The sequence below is a fragment of the Amycolatopsis sp. NPDC051373 genome (assembly GCF_040689465.1).
Taxonomy (GTDB): Bacteria; Actinomycetota; Actinomycetes; order Mycobacteriales; family Pseudonocardiaceae; genus Amycolatopsis.
Genome location: NZ_JBFBAE010000027.1, coordinates 56,194 through 75,204 on the forward strand (window position 1 = coordinate 56,194; position 19,011 = coordinate 75,204).

At 69.6% G+C, this 19,011-nt stretch carries 13 protein-coding genes and 1 riboswitch; of the genes, 9 read left to right on the plus strand and 4 right to left on the minus strand.

Annotated elements, in window-relative coordinates; translation table 11 throughout:
* The first annotated feature begins 58 nt into the window (after positions 1 to 58).
* Together AB0383_RS38270 and AB0383_RS38275 are read left to right on the plus strand one after the other, a co-directional pair.
* Positions 59 to 967: a 2-hydroxyacid dehydrogenase gene (locus AB0383_RS38270; protein WP_366189879.1), complete on the plus strand. Its 909-nt coding sequence runs from the start codon at positions 59 to 61 to the stop codon at positions 965 to 967.
* A gap of 67 nt (positions 968 to 1,034) precedes the next feature.
* A complete protein-coding gene (locus AB0383_RS38275; protein WP_364185152.1) occupies positions 1,035 to 1,610 on the plus strand; it encodes a DoxX family protein in 576 nt (191 codons plus the stop codon).
* Positions 1,611 to 1,789: 179 nt separating this feature from the next.
* Here the strand turns inward: AB0383_RS38275 and ilvD are convergent, their stop codons facing one another.
* On the minus strand, positions 1,790 to 3,634 hold the full coding sequence (ilvD, locus tag AB0383_RS38280) for a dihydroxy-acid dehydratase (protein ID WP_364185150.1): 1,845 nt from the start codon (positions 3,632 to 3,634) through the stop codon (positions 1,790 to 1,792).
* Between the two features lie 72 nt (positions 3,635 to 3,706).
* On the minus strand, positions 3,707 to 4,243 hold the full coding sequence (locus AB0383_RS38285) for a PH domain-containing protein (protein WP_366189880.1): 537 nt from the start codon (positions 4,241 to 4,243) through the stop codon (positions 3,707 to 3,709).
* Positions 4,244 to 4,577: 334 nt separating this feature from the next.
* Here AB0383_RS38285 and AB0383_RS38290 point away from each other — a divergent pair, with 334 nt between their 5' ends.
* The 4 genes from AB0383_RS38290 to AB0383_RS38305 all read left to right on the plus strand — a co-directional run bounded on the left by AB0383_RS38290 (position 4,578) and on the right by AB0383_RS38305 (position 8,445).
* A complete protein-coding gene (locus AB0383_RS38290) occupies positions 4,578 to 6,482 on the plus strand; it encodes an acetolactate synthase large subunit (protein WP_366189881.1) in 1,905 nt (634 codons plus the stop codon).
* Entirely contained in the window at positions 6,479 to 6,985 is a 507-nt protein-coding gene (ilvN, locus tag AB0383_RS38295) for an acetolactate synthase small subunit (protein ID WP_220237608.1), read from the plus strand. Before AB0383_RS38290 ends, ilvN begins: the two co-directional genes overlap by 4 nt.
* Positions 6,986 to 7,036: 51 nt before the next feature.
* Positions 7,037 to 8,050, plus strand: a complete 1,014-nt coding sequence (gene ilvC, locus AB0383_RS38300) for a ketol-acid reductoisomerase (RefSeq protein ID WP_220237609.1) — start codon at positions 7,037 to 7,039, stop codon at positions 8,048 to 8,050.
* Between the two features lie 119 nt (positions 8,051 to 8,169).
* A complete protein-coding gene (locus AB0383_RS38305; RefSeq protein ID WP_220237610.1) occupies positions 8,170 to 8,445 on the plus strand; it encodes a DUF397 domain-containing protein in 276 nt (91 codons plus the stop codon).
* On the opposite strand, the gene AB0383_RS38310 is transcribed toward AB0383_RS38305, so the two are convergent.
* On the minus strand, positions 8,442 to 9,338 hold the full coding sequence (locus tag AB0383_RS38310; protein ID WP_366189882.1) for a nuclear transport factor 2 family protein: 897 nt from the start codon (positions 9,336 to 9,338) through the stop codon (positions 8,442 to 8,444). The genes AB0383_RS38305 and AB0383_RS38310 overlap by 4 nt on opposite strands.
* 79 nt (positions 9,339 to 9,417) lie before the next feature.
* A complete protein-coding gene (locus AB0383_RS38315; protein WP_366189883.1) occupies positions 9,418 to 10,758 on the minus strand; it encodes an ankyrin repeat domain-containing protein in 1,341 nt (446 codons plus the stop codon).
* 1,077 nt (positions 10,759 to 11,835) lie between these two features.
* Here AB0383_RS38315 and serA point away from each other — a divergent pair.
* The 3 genes from serA to AB0383_RS38330 all read left to right on the plus strand — a co-directional run bounded on the left by serA (position 11,836) and on the right by AB0383_RS38330 (position 18,378).
* Positions 11,836 to 13,434 (plus strand): phosphoglycerate dehydrogenase, encoded by a 1,599-nt coding sequence (gene serA / locus AB0383_RS38320; protein WP_364185137.1) that lies wholly within the window; start codon positions 11,836 to 11,838, stop codon positions 13,432 to 13,434.
* Between the two features lie 270 nt (positions 13,435 to 13,704).
* Positions 13,705 to 17,046: a S8 family serine peptidase gene (locus tag AB0383_RS38325; RefSeq protein WP_364185135.1), complete on the plus strand. Its 3,342-nt coding sequence runs from the start codon at positions 13,705 to 13,707 to the stop codon at positions 17,044 to 17,046.
* A 291-nt stretch (positions 17,047 to 17,337) separates the two neighbouring features.
* Positions 17,338 to 18,378 (plus strand): 3-isopropylmalate dehydrogenase, encoded by a 1,041-nt coding sequence (locus AB0383_RS38330; protein WP_364185133.1) that lies wholly within the window; start codon positions 17,338 to 17,340, stop codon positions 18,376 to 18,378.
* Positions 18,351 to 18,508, plus strand: a riboswitch (cobalamin riboswitch). It overlaps the preceding gene by 28 nt.
* Positions 18,509 to 19,011: the final 503 nt, after the last annotated feature.

Genomic DNA, 19,011 nt, shown 5'->3' on the forward strand with positions numbered 1-19,011 from the left:
GATGCTCCAGCCTAGGTGCCCCCGCGTGAGCGCGGAGTAAGTGGCTAACGTGGCGATCATGACGCTGACTGTGCTGGTCCCCGACGACGAGGGCGTCGAGGCGCTCTCGGAGCTCCCGATGGTGCAGGCCGTGCGCTACCAGTGGGGCGACCCCGTGCCGCCGGAAGCCGCGAAGGCCGAGGTTCTCATCCCCGGCCGTCACCCGGCAGGCGACGAGCTGTGGCGCGAGCTGCCGAACCTGAAGCTCGTGCAGCTGCTCTCGGCCGGCGCCGAGGACTGGGTCGGCAAGCTCCCCGACGGCGTCCTGCTCTCCACCTGCCGGGGCGCCCACGGCGGCAGCACGGCCGAATGGGTCGTCGCTGTCTTGCTGTCGATGTACCGGAAGCTGGACGTTTTCGCCGACGCCCACCGCGAACGCCACTGGGAACGCCGCTCGGCCGAAACGCTGCAGGGCCAGCACGCACTCATCGTCGGCGCCGGAGACCTCGGGCGGCAGCTGCGGCGCCGGCTCGAACCGTTCGACGTCCGCTGCACGATGGTCGGCATGTCGGCGCGCGACGGGGTCCACGGCGTCGCCGAGCTGCCCGAGCTGTTGCCGCACCACGACATCGTGGTGCTGATGGTCCCCCTCACGTCGCGCACGCGGGGGATGGTCGACGCCGAGTTCCTCGCGGCGATGCCCGACGGCGCCGTCCTCGTCAACGCCGCGAGGGGACCGGTCGTGCGCACCGACGCGCTCCTCGCCGAGCTCACCGCCGGCCGCCTGCGCGCGGCGCTCGACGTGACGGACCCCGAGCCGCTGCCGGCCGACCACCCGCTGTGGCATGCGCCGGGTCTGCTGCTCACACCGCACGTCGGCGGGGCCGTCGCCGGTGTGCGGCGACGCTCGTACGCCGTCGCCACGGCCGAGATCGCGCGTTACGCGGGCGGCGAGCTGCCCGACAACATCGTGCACGGCGAATACTGAGGCGAAGGGCCCCTTGACCTCGGCGCGCTCGCTCGCGGCCGGGGTCGGGATCCCCTACCCTTCGCGCGTGACCAGTCAAGGGGACGACTACCAGAGCGGCCTGCTGTCCGGGGTCGGGGACACGACGAACGACAACGACGACGAGGTACGCCAGGGCGGCCTGGGCCTCGGCCTGCTGATCCTGCGCCTGGGGCTCGCCGCGATCGTGGGGGCGCACGGCCTGCAACACTTGTTCGGTGCGTTCGGGGGACCCGGCATCACGGGGTTCGCGCACCTGCTCGAGACATTCGGCTTCCACAAGCAGACCACGCTGCTTTCGTGGGTCACCGGCATCGTCGAGGTCGGCGGCAGCGCGCTGCTGCTCGTGGGCCTCTTCACGCCGCTCGCGGCCGCCGGGATCCTGGGCGTCGCCGCCAGCGCCGTCTTCGCGAAGTTCCACGGCGGCTTCTTCGAGGGCGACGGTCGCGGCTGGGAGTTCGAACTCCTCGTCGGCGTGGTGGCCCTCGCCCTGATTTTCACCGGCGCCGGCCGGATCTCGCTGGAGCGGAACACGCCGTGGCGCAAGCGGCCGTTGCCCCTGGGTGTCGTCTCGCTGCTGTTGGCCGCGGCGGCTTCGGTGGTGGTCATCGTTTTGACACGCTGACCTGGGGTTTGCCACGGGGTGGCGAAAGCAGTTCCGCCGCCCGGCGGACGGAGTGATCCGGAGCTCTCGCCGGGCCGCTGACCAGCACGAAGACCGCCGTCGCCAATCAGCGGCAACGAACGAAAAGGGCCGTCCACCCCCTCGGGGGATGGACGGCCCGTCTCATTCAACCGTCAAGCTCACTTGTTCGGGTCCCGCACAGCGCCGGTGTCCGCGGAGGTGGCCATCCGCGCGTACGCACGCAGCGCCGCCGTGATCGGGCGCTGACGCTCCTTCGGCTGCCACGGCCGCTCCGCCGTCTCCATCTTCGACCGGCGCTCCGCCAGGGTCTCGGCGTCGACCAGCAGCTCGAGGCGGCGTTCGTGGACGTCCAGCAGGATGCGGTCGCCGTTCTCGACCAGGCCGATCAGGCCGCCCGCCGCTGCCTCCGGCGAGATGTGGCCGACGGAGATGCCCGACGAGCCGCCCGAGAAGCGCCCATCCGTGATCAGCGCGCACTTCTTGCCCAGGCCCGAGCCCTTGAGGAACGCGGTCGGGTGCAGCATCTCCTGCATGCCCGGCCCGCCGGCAGGACCCTCGTAGCGGATGACCAGCACGTCACCCGGCTGGATCTCCTTGTTGAGGATCGCCGACACGGCCTCTTCCTGGCTCTCGAGCACCCGCGCCGGGCCCTCGAAGTGCCACAGGTCCTCGTCGATGCCGGCGGCTTTGATCACGGCGCCGTTCTCGGCGAGGTTGCCGCGCAGGATCGCGAGGCCGCCGTCCTTCGTGTACGCGTGCTCGACGTCACGAATGCAGCCGCCGGCGGCGTCGGTGTCGAGCGACGACCAGCGGTTCTCCGTCGAGAATGCCTTGGTGGTGCGCACGCCGCCCGGCGCCGCGTGGAAGAGCTCCAGCGCCTTCTCCGACGGCGACGCCGCGCGGATGTCCCACTCGTTCAGCCAGGAGTCGATGTCGGGGGAATGGACCGAGTGGACGCCGGTGTTCAGCAGGCCACCGCGGTAGAGCTCGCCCAGGATGGCGGGGATTCCGCCGGCGCGGTGGACGTCTTCCATGTGGTAGTCGGAGTTCGGGGCCACCTTCGACAGACACGGCACGCGGCGGCCGATGTCGTCGATGTCGCTGATCGTGAAGTCGACTTCGCCTTCCTGCGCGGCGGCGAGGATGTGCAGCACGGTGTTGGTCGAGCCGCCCATGGCCATGTCGAGGGCCATCGCGTTCTCGAAGGCCGCGCGGGTGGCGATCGAGCGCGGCAGCGCTGACGCGTCGTCCTCGCCGTACCAGCGCTTGCACAGGTCGATGACCGTGCGCCCGGCGCCGGAGAACAGCTCGCGGCGCGCAGCGTGCGTGGCCAGCGTGGAGCCGTTGCCCGGCAGCGACAGGCCCAGCGCCTCGGTGAGGCAGTTCATGGAGTTCGCGGTGAACATGCCGGAGCAGGAACCGCAGGTCGGGCACGCCGAACGCTCGACGATCGACAGCCCGTCCTCGTCGACCTCGCTGCTCGCCGACGCGGCGATCGCGGTGATCAGGTCGGTGGGTGCCTGCGCGACGCCGCCGACGACGACGGCCTTGCCGGCTTCCATCGGCCCGCCGGAGACGAACACGGTGGGGATGTTGAGGCGCATGGCGGCGTTGAGCATGCCGGGGGTGATTTTGTCGCAGTTGGAGATGCAGACGAGGGCGTCGGCTTGGTGCGCGTTGACCATGTACTCCACGGAGTCCGCGATGATTTCGCGTGAGGGCAGCGAATAGAGCATGCCCGAGTGGCCCATCGCGATGCCGTCGTCGACGGCGATGGTGTGGAATTCGCGTGCGATGCCGCCGGCTTCCTTCACGGCGTCGGCGACGATGTCTCCGAGGTCCTTGAGGTGCACGTGGCCCGGCACGAATTGGGTGTAGGAGTTGGCGATGGCGACGATCGGCTTGCCGAAGTCGCTGTCGGTCATCCCGGTCGCGCGCCAGAGCGAGCGCGCGCCCGCCGCGTTGCGGCCGTGGGTGGTGGTCCGGGAACGGAGGTGCGGCACGGCATTCTCCCAGGTCAGAAGGCTGGTCCAGGCGGAGTCACGAGACCGCTCCGCAAACTGGTCCTACCAATTCTACTCACTGGGCTCGGCCGGGGAACCGCCGGTCTCGGCGGACGTGGCCTCGGGGGCCTGCTCCGGAGCCTTCTCGGCCGGCTTCGCGGCGGCCTTTTCAGCGGCCGGCTTCAGCTCTTCGTCACTCAGCACACCCGAGGGGTCCTTGATCTTCCCCTCGCTCACGAGCGCGAGCACCGGAAGGTGGCGCGTCCTCACCGTGGGCAACGTGACCTGCGTGTCGTCGCCCAGCACGGCACGCACGCGAGCCCTGCCGGTGATGGCGAGTCCCTTCAATGCCGACCACGGGAGGTCGCGCTTGCCGAGCACCGTCCGCACCGCCAGGCCCTCGCGCGTCGCGACGGTGCGCGTGCGCACGACGAAGACGAACAGTGCGATCGGGAAGATGTACAGCCATTGCAGCCCGTTGATCTCCCCGAGTGCGATCGGTGTCACACACACGGTCAGGAGCGCGATCGCCATGTACGCCGTGTTGGGGATCTTGAACACGGCCTTCCGGCCTTCGTCCGCGCGCTGGTCCTGCTCTTTTTCGGCCACCAATGAATGGTGCACCGCGTCTCCGGCGTGCTTGCGCCCGGGTCGCGGGGTCCCCCCGAAGAGCAGTACTGGCGGTCCAGCATGCGGAACCGCCGTCCCGCAGAGTTGACACTCGCGCGGACGCCGGTCTAACGTCAGCGCCGTGACAACGCAGACCGGCCTCGTACTTCCTCAGCGCGTCGACGCTTAGGAAGAGTCCGCTGCGTCGACGCGCGACCCTCGTGCGACCTTACGGTCGGCGGGGGTTTTTTGTTGCGTAGAACCGGTTTCCGACCGGCTGTACGGCTCCAGACAACCCGAACGAGTGACACCGAGAACCCACGAGGCAGAACCGATGACCAGTGCCACGTCGCGCAGCGACGCGAAGCCCGGGCCGACCGCGCCCGGTGTCCCCGGAGCACGTCCGAAGCCGGCGCCGCCGGCGGGAACCCCGGTAAGGGTCACGGGCGCGCAGTCGCTCGTCCGCTCGCTCGAGGCCGTCGGCGCCGAAGTCGTCTTCGGCATTCCCGGGGGCACCATCCTCCCGGCGTACGACCCGCTGCTCGACTCCACGAAGGTCCGCCACGTCCTCGTCCGCCACGAGCAGGGCGCCGGGCACGCCGCCACCGGTTACGCCCAGGCGACGGGCAAGGTCGGCGTCTGCATGGCGACCTCGGGCCCGGGCGCCACGAACCTCGTGACCCCGCTGGCCGACGCCAACATGGACTCCGTGCCCGTCGTCGCCATCACGGGGCAGCAGTCGCGCGCGCTGATCGGCACCGACGCGTTCCAGGAAGCCGACATCTGCGGCATCACGATGCCGATCACCAAGCACAACTTCCTTGTCACCGACCCGGCGGAGATCCCGCGGACCATCGCCGAGGCGTTCCACCTGGCGCTCACGGGCCGACCCGGCCCGGTGCTGGTGGACATCCCCAAGGACGTGCTGCAGGAGATGACCTCGTTCTCCTGGCCGCCCGAGATGCGCCTGCCGGGATACCGCCCGACGCTGCGCCCGCACGGCAAGCAGGTGCGCGAAGCCGCGAAGCTCATCGCGAACGCTCGCAGGCCCGTTCTCTACGTCGGCGGCGGCGTGATCAAGGCCGAGGCCTCGCAGCAGCTGCTGGAGCTGGCCGAGCTGACCGGCATCCCGGTCGCCACCACGCTGATGGCGCGCGGCGCGTTCCCCGACTCGCACCCCCAGCACGTCGGCATGCCCGGCATGCACGGCACCGTCGCCGCGGTCGCGTCGATGCAGCGGTCCGACCTGCTGATCGCGCTCGGCGCTCGTTTCGACGACCGCGTCACCGGCGCGACGTCGTCGTTCGCGCCCGACGCGAAGGTGATCCACGCCGACATCGACCCGGCCGAGATCTCCAAGAACCGCAAGGCCGACGTGCCGATCGTCGGTGACTGCAACGAGATCATCGGCGAGCTGATCGCCGCCGTGAAGGCCGAGTTCGACCACGGGCACAAGCCGGACCTCACCGACTGGTGGACGCAGGTCGACTCCTGGCGCGACACCTACCCGGCCGGCTACGAGTGGCCCGACGACGGTTCGCTGTCGCCGCAGTACGTCATCGAGCGCATCGGTGAGCTCGCCGGTCCCGACGCGGTCTTCACCGCCGGCGTCGGCCAGCACCAGATGTGGGCCGCGCAGTTCGTGAAGTACGAGAAGCCGCGTACGTGGATCAACTCCGGCGGCCTCGGCACCATGGGCTTCGCCGTCCCGGCGGCCATGGGCGCGCAGTTCGGCCTGCCCGACACGCAGGTGTGGGCGATCGACGGCGACGGCTGCTTCCAGATGACCAACCAGGAGCTCGCCACGTGCGCCATCGAGGGCGCACCGATCAAGGTCGCCGTCATCAACAACGGCAACCTCGGCATGATCCGTCAGTGGCAGAACCTCTTCTACTCGGAGCGGTACTCCAACAGCGACCTCGGTACCCACAAGCACCGCATCCCCGACTTCACGCTGCTGGCCGAGGCACTCGGCTGCGCCGGGCTGCGCTGTGAGACCAAGGAGGACGTCGACGCGACGATCCGCCGCGCCATGGAGATCAACGACCGCCCCGTCGTGATCGATTTCGTCGTGGGGAAGGATGCCCAGGTGTGGCCGATGGTGGCCGCGGGCACCGGCAACGACGAGATCATGGCCGTCCGCGGCATCCGGCCGCTGTTCGACGACGACGAGGTTTCGCAGGAAGCCGCCGAGACCCTCGAAGCCGCCGAAGCTGCCGCGGAAGGAGAAAACCGATGACCGTCCACACGTTGAGCGTGCTGGTCGAGAACAAGCCCGGCGTGCTCGCCCGGGTGTCCGGCCTGTTCTCCCGCCGCGGTTTCAACATCGAGTCCCTCGCCGTGGGCCCTACGGAAAACCCCGAGGTGTCCCGCATGACGATCGTGGTCGCCGTTGAAGAGCTACCGCTCGAACAGGTGACCAAACAGCTCAACAAGCTGGTCAACGTGATCAAGATCGTTGAGCTGGAACAGTCCAGCGCGGTGCAGCGTGAACTGCTGCTCGTGAAGGTCCGGGCCGACGCGACCGTGCGCAGCCAGGTCCTCGAGACCGTCCAGCTCTTCCGTGCCAAGGTGGTGGACGTGTCCCCGGAGGCGCTCACCGTCGAGGCGACCGGGACATCGGACAAGATCGGCGCACTTTTGCGCATGCTCGAGCCGTACGGCATCCGTGAGCTCGTGCAGTCCGGCATGGTCGCGGTGGGTCGCGGGGCCCGCTCGATCACCGCCACCTCGCCCCGCTGATTCTTGAGAAGTCGATTCTTCAGCAGTAACCCGAAAGGAAGCAGTACCCCCATGGCAGTGGAAATCTTCTACGACGACGACGCGGACCTTTCGATCATCCAGGGTCGCAAGGTCGCCGTGATCGGCTACGGCAGCCAGGGCCACGCCCACTCGCTGAGCCTGCGTGACTCCGGTGTCGACGTCCGCATCGGCCTGCCGGAGGGGTCGAAGTCGCGGGCGAAGGCCGAGGAGCAGGGTCTGCGCGTGCTGAACGTCGCCGAGGCGGCGGCCGAGGCCGACCTGATCATGATCCTCGCGCCGGACACGAAGCAGCGCTTCATCTACTCCGAGGACATCGCGCCGAACCTCAAGGACGGCGACGCGATCTTCTTCGGCCACGGCTTCAACATCCGCTATGACCTGATCAAGCCGCCGGGCAACGTCGACGTCGCCATGGTCGCCCCGAAGGGCCCGGGTCACCTCGTGCGCCGCCAGTTCGTGGACGGCAAGGGCGTGCCCTGCCTGATCGCGGTGGAGCAGGACGCGACCGGTGGCGCCCAGGCGCTGGCCCTGTCGTACGCGGCCGCCATCGGCGGTGCGCGCGCGGGCGTCATCAAGACGACGTTCACCGAGGAGACCGAGACCGACCTCTTCGGCGAGCAGGCCGTGCTCTGCGGTGGCGCGTCGGCGCTGGTGCAGACGGGCTTCGAGGTGCTGACCGAGGCCGGTTACGCCCCGGAGATCGCCTACTTCGAGGTACTGCACGAGCTCAAGCTGATCGTCGACCTCATGTACGAGGGCGGCATCGCCCGTCAGCGTTACTCGATCTCCGACACGGCCGAGTACGGCGACCTCACCCGCGGCCCGCGCGTGATCTCGCCTGCGGTGAAGCAGGAGATGCAGAAGATCCTGGGCGAGATCCAGGACGGCACCTTCGCGCGCGAATGGGTCGCCGAGGACGAGGCCGGGCGCCCGAACTTCATCAAGCTCGAGGAGCAGGGCAACCAGCACCCGATCGAGGAGACCGGCAAGAAGCTGCGTGCCCTCATGTCGTGGGTCGACCGGCCGATCACCGAGACCGCCTGATCTTCTTGTGATGGCTTGATCGTTCGAAAAGGCCCCCTCACCCGCAGGTGAGGGGGCCTTTTCGGTGGTTTCGCCGTTCAGTGGCGAGACCTGTCGCGGTGGGTCGATACGCTGGTGCCATGAGTGATCAGCCCGTCGACGACAAGGCGCACATCCGGCACGAGCTGGACCTCACCGACGCCCCTTGGATCAGGGCCGAGCCCGAAGGCGTCACGCTCGAGGACTGCGTGGAGTACGCCTTCGTGCCGCACACCGACGGCGTCACGTACGTCGCGATGCGCCAGTCGTCCAAACCGGACGGCGTGGTGCTCGTGTTCACGCCGTCGGAGTGGGACGCGTTCGTGAAGGGCGTCCGTGACGGCGAGTTCGACTTGCCCGAGGACCTCGAGGCCTAGGCGATTACGCGGTCGACCAGCTCTTGGAGCCGGCCGGCCGCGGCCGCGAGCGCCGGGTGGTCGCCGTAATCGCGCGACTCGACGATCTCCCCGTCGCGCACGCGCAGCGCGAAGATGTTGTTGACGCGGAACGGCGTGATTCCGGCGAGTTGCCCCTCGTAGGCGAATTCGCCGATCAGCACCTCGGGGTCGGTGCTCTGGTAGGTGACGAGGTCGGTGGCCTGCATGCGGACGCCGATCTCGCCGGCCAGCGCGAAGTGCGTGCGCAGGTCTTCGCGGGATTTCAGCACGGGTGAGCCCGGCAGGAACGGGTGGCGGACGTCGGTCTGCTCGGCGTAGAGGTCGGGCAGCTCCGACCAGCGCTGGTCGGAAACGCCGTAGCAGAGCCGTTGGAACACACCCAGCGGACTCTTGCGGTCGGCGAGCTGTGCCGGCCGCGGCTGGACAGGGTCGGGTTCGTGGGGCGGGACCTGGTCGTACGCCTCGGCGAGCCCGGCCGCCGCGCCCTGGACGGCCGCCATCCGCAGGTAGTCGTGGTAGTCGCGGCTGTGGACGATCAGCCCGTCGCGCACCCGCAGCATCTGGATGTTCTCGGTTTCGGTCTTTTCGCCGCTGAGCGACGATTCCACCGTGTACCGGAACTCGGCGACGATCACCTCGGGGTCCGTCGTCTCGTGGACGACGACGTCGCTCGTCGACAGCCGCAGCGTCGCCCCCAGGCCGCCCACAAACCGCTCGTGCACCGCTTTTCGCCCCTCGATTCGACCGGGGATGGGGATCGCGGTGGGGTGCTCGACGACGGTGTCCTCCGCGTAGAGCTGGGAAAGCTCGTCGAACCGGCCCGCGGTGATGCCCTCGGAAAGCCGCTCGAAGACTTCTCGGGGTGTGGTCATGGTTGTCCTCCCAGTGGATGAAACGGAGTCCATAGTCCGTCTCGCTCGGTCGACGATACGGACTGCGAACTCCGCTTGTCTACCGAGCTTTCGCCAGCAGGTCGCGCGCGGCGGGGCTGTCGCACGCTTCGGCCCAGCCTTCGGGTGTGGAGTTCCAGAGGCCGTCGCGCGCGTCGAGATCGGCGCCGGCCCGGACGAGGACCTCGATGACGTCGAGCCGGTTGTTCTGCGCGGCGAGGTGCAGGGCGGTGATCCCGACGCCGTGCTTCGGGCCGCCGAACGTCCCGACACGGTTCACGTCCGCGCCCAGCTCCAGCAACGTCCGTACGGCGGCGATTTTGCCCTGCGCGGCGGCCCAGGTGAGGGCGGTGCCGCGGTAGACGTCGGCATCGAGGTCCGCGCCGCGCTCGGCGAGGGTGCGCAGGGCGTCGGTGCGATCGTTGCGCGCTGCCCAGCTGAGGGCTTCGTCGCGGATCTCCCGGGGATCGTCGCTGAGGCGCCACAACGGAAAACCACTGTGGGGCCGGTAGAACTCACGGTGCGCACCCGCCGCCGGCGCGAGTGTCCCGTTCGGACGGACGAGCTCGTCCATCAGCTCGGCGTCCCCGATACCCGCTGCGACGCGGAGATTGCGAGGGGACCGGTCGCGCGTCGCCAGTTTTTCGGCCACAGTCCGGTTTCCCCAGAACAACGCGACGACAAGAGGCGTCCCGCCGTCGCCGCGCGCCGACACATCCGGTGGTGCGCCGGCGTCGAGGAGCAGATCGGCGAGCAGGGGCAGATCGCTGTACGCGGCCTGGTGCAGCGGGGTCCAGCCGTGGGCGTTGCCCCGCGCGGGATCGGCGCCGCGTTCGAGCAGGACGCGCGTGAGCCGTTCGTCGCAGGTGGCGCCGGCCATGCCGAGGAGGTCGTTGCCGTTGGTGCCGCGCGCGTGGACGAGCTCGGGGAACTCGTCGACCACTGCCGCGAGCCCGTCGACGTCTCTCGCCTCCAGGAGTCGAAACGCCCGCGCGAACGGCTCGCCACTGTCCGACAACGCCGCGACGTGCTGGCGCAACCCGCGCCACGACCCGAACCCGTGCTCCTTGGCGACGACCGTCCGCGCGCCCTCGCGCGTCAACGGCTGGTCGTGGCGCTCGAACGCCTCGCGGGCTCCGGAGGTCCCGTCCTCGGCGGACGCGAACAGTCCGAGGGCGCGCTCGCTGTAGTACTCGGTGTCGGCGTGGTAGGCGTGCTGCAGATTCGGCCCGCCCTCGGCGACTCGCCGGACGTACGCCTGCAACTTCGGCCAACTCGGAAACCCGTGCCCGCGCGCGACGCGGAACTGCGCCTCGGACAGCTTGATCGACTCCGCGCGCGCCAGCTCTTTCGCGCGCTTGCGCAGCTGGGCGAGATCGGGTTTTGCGGGCAACGCGGCCATGGGGGAGTCCTTCCTTCCCTCGGTTCGCCCGTGGTCCGCCGGCACCGGGCAGGGAAGAAGGCGCACGCACCGCACTTCACTTCGGGGGTGGGCTCAGCCCTTTCCGCGGACGGGACGCGGCCCTCACCGCGCCTCGCCACTGTACCGCCCGCTCGCCCCGGTTTCGCCCCTCAACGGCAACGCCGGCCGTCGTCTTCGGGCCAGGGGCGGGAAGGGATGAAGGTCCCCTTCATGCATGGCTGGGTCACTGTGGGTGCAGAACTGCGGGTGAAGGTCCCCTTCGCGCGCAGTCGGTCCGAGATCGCGCCGCTGGCGGGATGAAGGTCCCCTTCGCGCGTCGGCGACTACCGATGGGTGACGGCGAGCGGGTGAAGGGACCCTTCACCCATTGCTGGGGCAGCGGTGAGGCCGTTGAAGCGATGAAGGGTCCGTTGATCCCGCCCTCGACTGCGGTGGGTGTTCGGCACGGCGTGAAGGTTCCCTTCATCCGGCCGAGAGTGCGTGAAGGGGACCTTTACGCACTGGTGCGCAGGATCGCCGTGCGTACGAAGGGATGAAGGTCCCCTTCATCCACGACTGGGCAACTGTAGGTGCCGAACCGCGGTGAAGGTCCCCTTGATCCGCGGTCGGCCGGGATCGCGCCGCAGAAGGGATGACCGTCCCCGTCACCCCCAGCCCTGCCCGCACCACAGACCCCCCGAACGAATGAACATCCTCATCACCCGCCCGAGCACCACGACGTTATAAATCCCTTTCACCCCAATCGCCCCAACCTCACCACGCCACCTCATCCCACCAAGTGGAACGCACAAAACACCCCGCCCGCCGCACCCCGGCCGCCATCATCCCAGCACCGTTTTCCTTGCCGCAAACCCAATCCCCGCCCCCGCGACCCACCCCGACCGCCGACCACCCTGACCGGCCCCGCGACCGAGTTTTCGCCGGATTACGAGCGAGTTAACAACGCGGGCAGCACCGGGGCCCCCAACCGGGCTAAACTCCCGCCCATCCGGGCACAACGGCGTGCGCCGTAGGAGAGCGTCCTCGATTTCGTGACCAGATAGTGGGAGCCGCATCGTGACCAAGCCCAGCAAACCCGTCGTCCTCATCGCGGAGAAGCTCGCGCCTTCCGTGCTGAGTGTGTTCGGTGACGAGGTAGAGGTCCGGCATGTGGACGGCACGGACCGTCCCGCGCTGCTCGAGGCGGTGAAGAGCGCCGACGCGCTCCTGGTGCGATCCGCAACGAAGGTCGACGCAGAGGTGCTCGGCGCGACCACGCAGCTCAAGGTCGTGGCCCGCGCCGGTGTCGGGCTGGACAACGTAGAGGTGCCCGCCGCCACCGAGCGTGGCGTGCTGGTGGTCAACGCCCCGACGTCGAACATCGTGTCCGCCGCCGAGCACGCCGTGGCGCTGCTGCTGGCCGTCGCCCGTCGCGTGCCGGCCGCCGACCAGAGCCTGCGCGGTGGCGAGTGGAAGCGCAGCTCGTTCTCGGGCGTCGAGCTCAACGGCAAGACCATCGGTGTCGTCGGCCTCGGCAAGATCGGCCAGCTGTTCAGCCAGCGCCTCGCGGCGTTCGGCACGAAGCTGATCGCGTACGACCCCTACGTCTCGGCCGCCCGCGCCGCGCAGCTCGGCATCGAGCTCGTGCCGCTCGACGAGCTGCTGGAGCGCGCCGACGCGATCTCCATCCACCTGCCGAAGACGCCGGAGACCAAGGGCCTCATCGACGCCGAGGCGCTCAAGAAGACCAAGCCGGGCGTGATCATCGTCAACGCCGCGCGCGGTGGCCTGATCGTCGAGGAGGCGCTGGCCGACTCGATCCGCAGTGGCCACGTCGGCGGCGCGGGCATCGACGTGTTCGTCACCGAGCCCACCACCGCCAGCCCGCTGTTCGAGCTGCCCAACGTGGTCGTCACCCCGCACCTGGGCGCGTCCACCTCGGAGGCGCAGGACCGCGCGGGCACCGACGTCGCCCGTTCCGTGCTGCTGGCGCTGCGCGGCGACTTCGTGCCGGACGCGGTGAACGTCTCGGGCGGCGGCGCCGTCGGCGAGCACGTGCGGCCGTACCTGTCGCTCACGCAGAAGCTGGGCACGGTACTCACGGCGCTGAGCCCGAAGGCGCCGACGTCGGTGACCGTCGAGGTCAAGGGCGAGCTGTCCAGCGAGGACACGTCGGTGCTGCAGCTCGCGGCGCTGCGCGGGGTGTTCGCCGCCGTCGTCGACGACCAGGTCACCTTCGTCAACGCGCCGCGGCTCGCCGAGGAGCTGGGCGTGCAGGTGGATCTCGTCACCGAGACCGAAAGCCCGAAGTTCCGCAGCCTCGTCACCGTGCGTGCGGTGCACGCGGACGGCGCCGTGCTCACGGTCTCCGGTTCGGTGACCGGCAAGGACGAGGTCGAGAAGATCGTCGAGGTCAACGGCCGCCATTTCGACCTGCGCGCCGAGGGCAACGTGCTGCTGCTGGACTACCCGGACCGCCCGGGCGTGATGGGCCGCGTCGGCACGCTGCTCGGCGAGGCCGGCATCAACATCGAAGCCGCGCAGATCAGCCAGACCACCGACGGCTCCGACGCCGTGATGCTGCTGCGCGTCGACCGCCACGTGGACAGCAACGTCCTCGAGCCGATCGGCGCCACCGTGGGTGCGCACACGATCCGCGCGGTGGACTTCAACTAGCTCCGCCCGTTTTCCGAAAGCCCCTTTCCCCGTCCGAGTGGCGGGGGAAGGGGCTTTCTGCGTGGAGTCCACCCAGACGGGCAACATTCGCATAACGGAGCATTTTCGCCACGAAAGTAGGTGTATCGGGCAGCTAGGTTCTGTGCCGCGAGGCAGAACCACGCGCCGTGAGAGCACGGTGCGGCGCCGGTGCTCACCTGTCGGGGGTGGTGATCGGGGAGCACCAGGCAGGTTCGCGATCCAGGCCTCGAGTAAAGGGGTTGGGTACTCATGAGCAGATCCCGGTTGCCCGGGTGGGCTGCGCGTTCGACGGCGGCCGTGTCCGCGGTGGTCCTGGCCGCAGCCGTCTCCGCCGCGTCGGGCGCGTCGGCGCAGGGTGCGCCGCTCGCCGACCCGGTCGCGCCGGCCAAGGTCGCCGCCGCGGGGTTGCAGGGCAAGATCTCGCCGCGGCTCGACGCCGCGCGGGGCAAGATCACCGCGTTCGTGGAGCTGGCGAAGAAGCCGGCTGTCGACGCGTTCAATGCAGAGCAGGGCAAGGGCGCCGGCAAGGAGAAGGCCAAGCAGGCCGCGCGCGCCGCGAAGGCGGACGTCGCCGCCGCGGTGAACTCCGTCGTCGGTCAGCTCAAGAAGGCCGACGCGGGCACGCAACTCGTCACGCAGACGTCGAACGCCGTCGCGGGCGCCGTGGTGACCGCCGACGCGGCGAAGATCCGTGAGCTCGCGAAGCGTCCCGACGTCGTTTCGGTGCGCACGGTCGTGCCGAAGACCAAGAACAACGCCAGCGCCGAGCAGCTCACGAACACGCTGGCCAGCTGGCAGCAGACCGGCAAGTTCGGTGACGGCATCCGCGTCGGCGTGATCGACGACGGCATCGACTACACCCACGCCGACTTCGGCGGCCCCGGCACGCCGGCGGCCTACCAGGCGGTGGACCGGACCAAGCCGTCACCGCTGTTCCCGAGCGCCAAGGTCGTGGGTGGCACGGACCTCGTCGGCGACGACTACGACGCCGAGGGCAAGACCGGCTCGCCCACGCCGAAGCCGGACCCCAACCCCATCGCGTGCGGCGAGCACGGCACGCACGTGGCCGGCACCATCGCGGGATTCGGTGTGAACGCCGACGGCACCACGTTCACCGGCAACTACAAGAAGCTGAACAAGAAGCAGCTCGACGCCATGCGCATCGGCCCGGGCACCGCGCCCAAGGCGTTGCTCTACGCGCTCAAGGTGTTCGGCTGCACCGGTTCGACGAACGTCACGTCGCAGGCGCTCGACTGGGCGCTCGACCCCGACGGCGACGGTGACTTCACCGACCACCTCGACATCGTCAACCTGTCGCTGGGCAGCGACTTCGGCGCGCCGGACGACCCCGACTCGCTGTTCGTGCGCAAGCTCGCCCAGAACGGCGTCCTGCCGGTCCTCGCGGCGGGCAACGGCGGCGACCTCAACGACGTCGCGGGCTCGCCGGGCAACACGCCCGAGGCGCTCACCGTCGCCAGCAGCCGCGACGCCGGCGAGCTGAAGGACGCCCTCGAGGTCACCGCTCCGATCAAGGGCCAGCAGCCGGGCCAGTACAGCCAGGACTACACCGGCTACGACACGCTCGACCTCACCGCGCCCGTCGTGCCGATCTCGGCCGCCAACAACGCGGGCTGCAACGCCTTCTCCGCGGAGGACAAGGCCAAGGTCGCGGGCAAGATCGCGTGGCTGGAGTGGGACGACAACGACGCCACACGCGCCTGTGGTTCCGCGGCGCGCGCCAACAACGCGCAGGCCGCCGGGGCCAAGGGCGTGCTGCTGTCGTCCACTTTGGAACACCCCGCCGCCGGCATCGCGGGCAACGCGGGCGTGCCGATGTTCCAGCTCACCGGCAACGCCACCACGGCCGTGCGTCCGGGCCTGACCGCCGGCACGCTGACGGTGCGCTTCTTCGGCGCCGGCCGGGCGAGCCTGCAGACCACGGACAAGACCATCGTGGACACCCCGAGCTCGTTCACCTCGCGTGGTGGCCGTGGGCCGTCGGTGAAGCCGGACGTCACGGCGCCCGGTGACACGATCACGTCGGCGTTCCGAGGCAGCGGCAACGGCCGGCTCTCCATCTCGGGCACGTCGATGGCCACCCCGCACACCGCGGGCATCACCGCGCTGGTCCGCCAGACGCACCCCGACTGGAACGTCGAGGAGGTCAAGGCCGACGTCGTGGGCTCGGCCGTGCACGACATCACCGACGGCGCGGGCCACACCTACGCGCCGCAGCGCGTGGGCACCGGCCGCATCGACGCCAAGGCCGCGCTGGACAACCAGGTCCTGGCCTACGTGCAGGACGACCCGGGTGCCGTTAGCCTCACCTTCGGCACCGTCGAGGCGGCGGGACCGGTCACGCTCTCGAAGACGATCAAGGTCGTCAACAAGGGCACCACGCCGGTCGAGTACTCGGTGGCGTACGAGGCCGTGAACTCGCTGCCCGGCGTGCAGTACACAGTGGACAAGAGCTCGGTGAAGCTCAACCCGCGCGGGATCGCGACGGTGAAGGTGACGCTGAAGATCACCGACCCGAAGGCGCTGCGCAAGGTCATGGACCCGACCATGGAGCCCGCGCAGGCCGGGCTCGCCCGCCAGTTCGTCGCCGACGCCTCGGGCCGCGTCGCGTTCAGCCCGAAGAACGGCGCCACGGTGCCGCTGCGGGTGGCCGTGTACTCGGCGCCGAAACCGGTCTCGGCCATCACGACGCCGGCCGGCGTGCGCTTCGGCGGGAGCCAGAACCAGGCCGTGCTGAACCTCGGCGGCAAGGGCATCGACCAGGGCACCGGCGCGCAGCGCTACCGCTCGCTGGTCAGCGTGCTGGAGCTGCAGGCCGAATCGGCGCAGCTGCCGGAGTGTGATGCGGGCGTCTCGTCCGACTGCACGCTCAACGGCACCGCGAAGGGCGGCGACCTGCGCTACATCGGCGCGGCGTCGACGGCCCCGCTCGCCAAGGCACAGGGCGAACCGGAGAACGCCATGCTCGCGTTCGGACTCACCACCTGGGGCGACTTCGCGAACCTGGGCAGCAACACGATCCCGTTCGTCGACTTCGACACGACCGGCGACGGCCAGCCGGACTTCGAGACCTTCGTGACGAAGGCGACAGGCACCGACGTGCTCCTGGCCGCCACGGTGTCGTTGACGCAGGCGGGCAACCCGACGGTGGACGTGCAGGCCGTCAACGGTCAGCTCGGCGACGTGGACACCAATGTGTTCGACACCAACGTGATCGTGCTGCCGGTCAGCATCGCCGCGCTGGGCATCGACCCGAACGAGGCGTCGCACCGGATCAGCTACACCGTCGGCACGGCGGGGTACTACGTCGCGCCGGGCAGCACCGACGGGCTGATCGACTTCGTCGGCACGCCGCTCTCGTTCGACGCGCTGGCGCCGGCGTTCTCGGTGCAGGGTGGCGGTGACGCGGCCCTCGGCTACGTCGCCAAGCCCGGCACTCAGCTGGTGGTCAACCGCAACGCGGCTGCCGTCGCCGGTGACAAGCCGAAGGGCCTGCTGGCGATCGAGCACCACAACGCGGCCGGCTCGCGCGCGGGTGTCGTGCGGATCGAGTCGGCGGTGACGCGGCCGTGAGATAAGGCCCCGTCACCCGGCCAGACAGGGTGACGGGGTCCTCCGATCGGGGAAGGCCTGTCTCGCTGGTCACGTTCCCCGAATAGCGGCGATAGGGGCTTTCCGGGTCGTTGTGACCCGGGAGGCCCCTTTGCCTTTCACCCGTTCAGGTGTCTCACCCTGCGGGAGGATGCGGCATAAGGGTGGTGCGGCTACGGCGTCTTGTCTACGGCCGGTAACCTTCCGCTGCTGGCGTTTTCTTGCGGATGGGCCATCGGTGCGTTCGGTGGCCTGGTCTACGGAGGTGTGTGGATGCGGCTCGCGGTGATCCCAGGTGACGGGATCGGGCCCGAGGTGGTCTCCGAGGCGCTCAAGGTGCTCGGTGAAGTAGCACCGACGGCGGAGATCACGAACTACGACCTCGGTGCCGCGAGGTGGCACTCGACCGGGGAGTTGCTCCCCGAGTCGGTGCTCGGCGAGCTGCGTCAGCACGACGCGATCCTGCTCGGCGCGGTCGGCGACCCGACGGTGCCCAGCGGCATCCTCGAGCGCGGGCTGCTGCTGCGCCTGCGCTTCGAGCTCGACCACCACGTGAACCTGCGCCCGGCGCGCCTGTACCCGGGCGTGCGCGGCCCGCTGGCCGATGCCGGCGAGGTCGACATGGTCGTGGTGCGTGAAGGCACCGAAGGCCCGTACACCAACAACGGTGGCCTGCTGCGCAAGGACACCGAGCACGAGGTCGCCACGGAGGTCAGCGTCAACACGGCGTTCGGCGTCCGCCGCGTCGTCGCCGACGCGTTCAACCGCGCCGAAGAGCGGCCGCGCAAGCACCTCACGCTCGTGCACAAGACCAACGTGCTCGAGTACGCCGGGTCGCTGTGGTCGCGGATCGTCGAGGAGGTCTCGCTGGAGCACCCCAACGTCACGGTCGCGTACTCCCACGTCGACGCCGCCACGATCCACCTGGTCACGGACCCGTCGCGCTTCGACGTGATCGTCACCGACAACCTCTTCGGCGACATCATCACCGACCTGGCGGCCGCCGTCACCGGTGGCATCGGCCTCGCGGCCAGCGGCAACCTCGACATCACGCGCCGCAACCCGAGCATGTTCGAGCCGGTCCACGGCAGCGCCCCCGACATCGCCGGCCAGGGTCTTGCCGACCCGACGGCCGCCGTGCTCTCCGTGTCGCTGCTGCTCGACCACCTGGGCCACAAGGAGGCCGCGCGCCGCATTGAGGCGTCCGTGGCCTTCGATCTGGCGACACGCGACCAGGCGTCGCCCGGCACCACCCAGGCAATCGGCGACCGGCTGGCCGCGCTCGTCTCGTCGAACGTGCGCAACGTCAGCTGACGTTCTTGTAGGAACCCCCGCCGCGGAAGCCGGTCGAAATCCGGCGCTGACCCGCAACGGTAGGCCCGCGGTCTGTGTTCTTCGCAGACCGCGGGCGAGCCCGACACCGGCGGTGGTTTTCGCACCACCCTCGTCCCTCCCGTCGCGGTCTACGGGAGACGACGCCCTCTCGTCTCTTTGGCGTGGCTGCCGTCTTCGTTGTGTGGACCCTTGAGTAGATCGGGTCCTGCCGGTGCCACCTCCGAAGTTCTCGTCGTCTGACCGCCCGGACTCTTGACTGTCTTGTCGTGCGGCTTCCGACGGGTCGCTTCCGGTGTCGCCGGCCAACGGCGAATCCTCGCGCAGCGACTCCGGCCTTGCCGACTCGGCTGCGGCCGGCCCGTCACCGGCGTTGCCGTTCAATGGCGAACCCAAGCCGGGCGACGGATCCGCTGACGTTTCGCCGCCGCCCCGATCCGGTTCGGGCGGGTCTGATCCGCTGGTCGCGGCCCGGGCTCGTCGCTCGCGCCGTTGTCGAAAAGCGGTGAACCCAGGCGTGGCGACACATCGGCTGACGTCTCCGCGCCGGCCGGATCCGGTTCGGGCGGGTCTGATCCGCTGACCGGAGGCCCGGACCTGTCGCCCGGGCAGTTG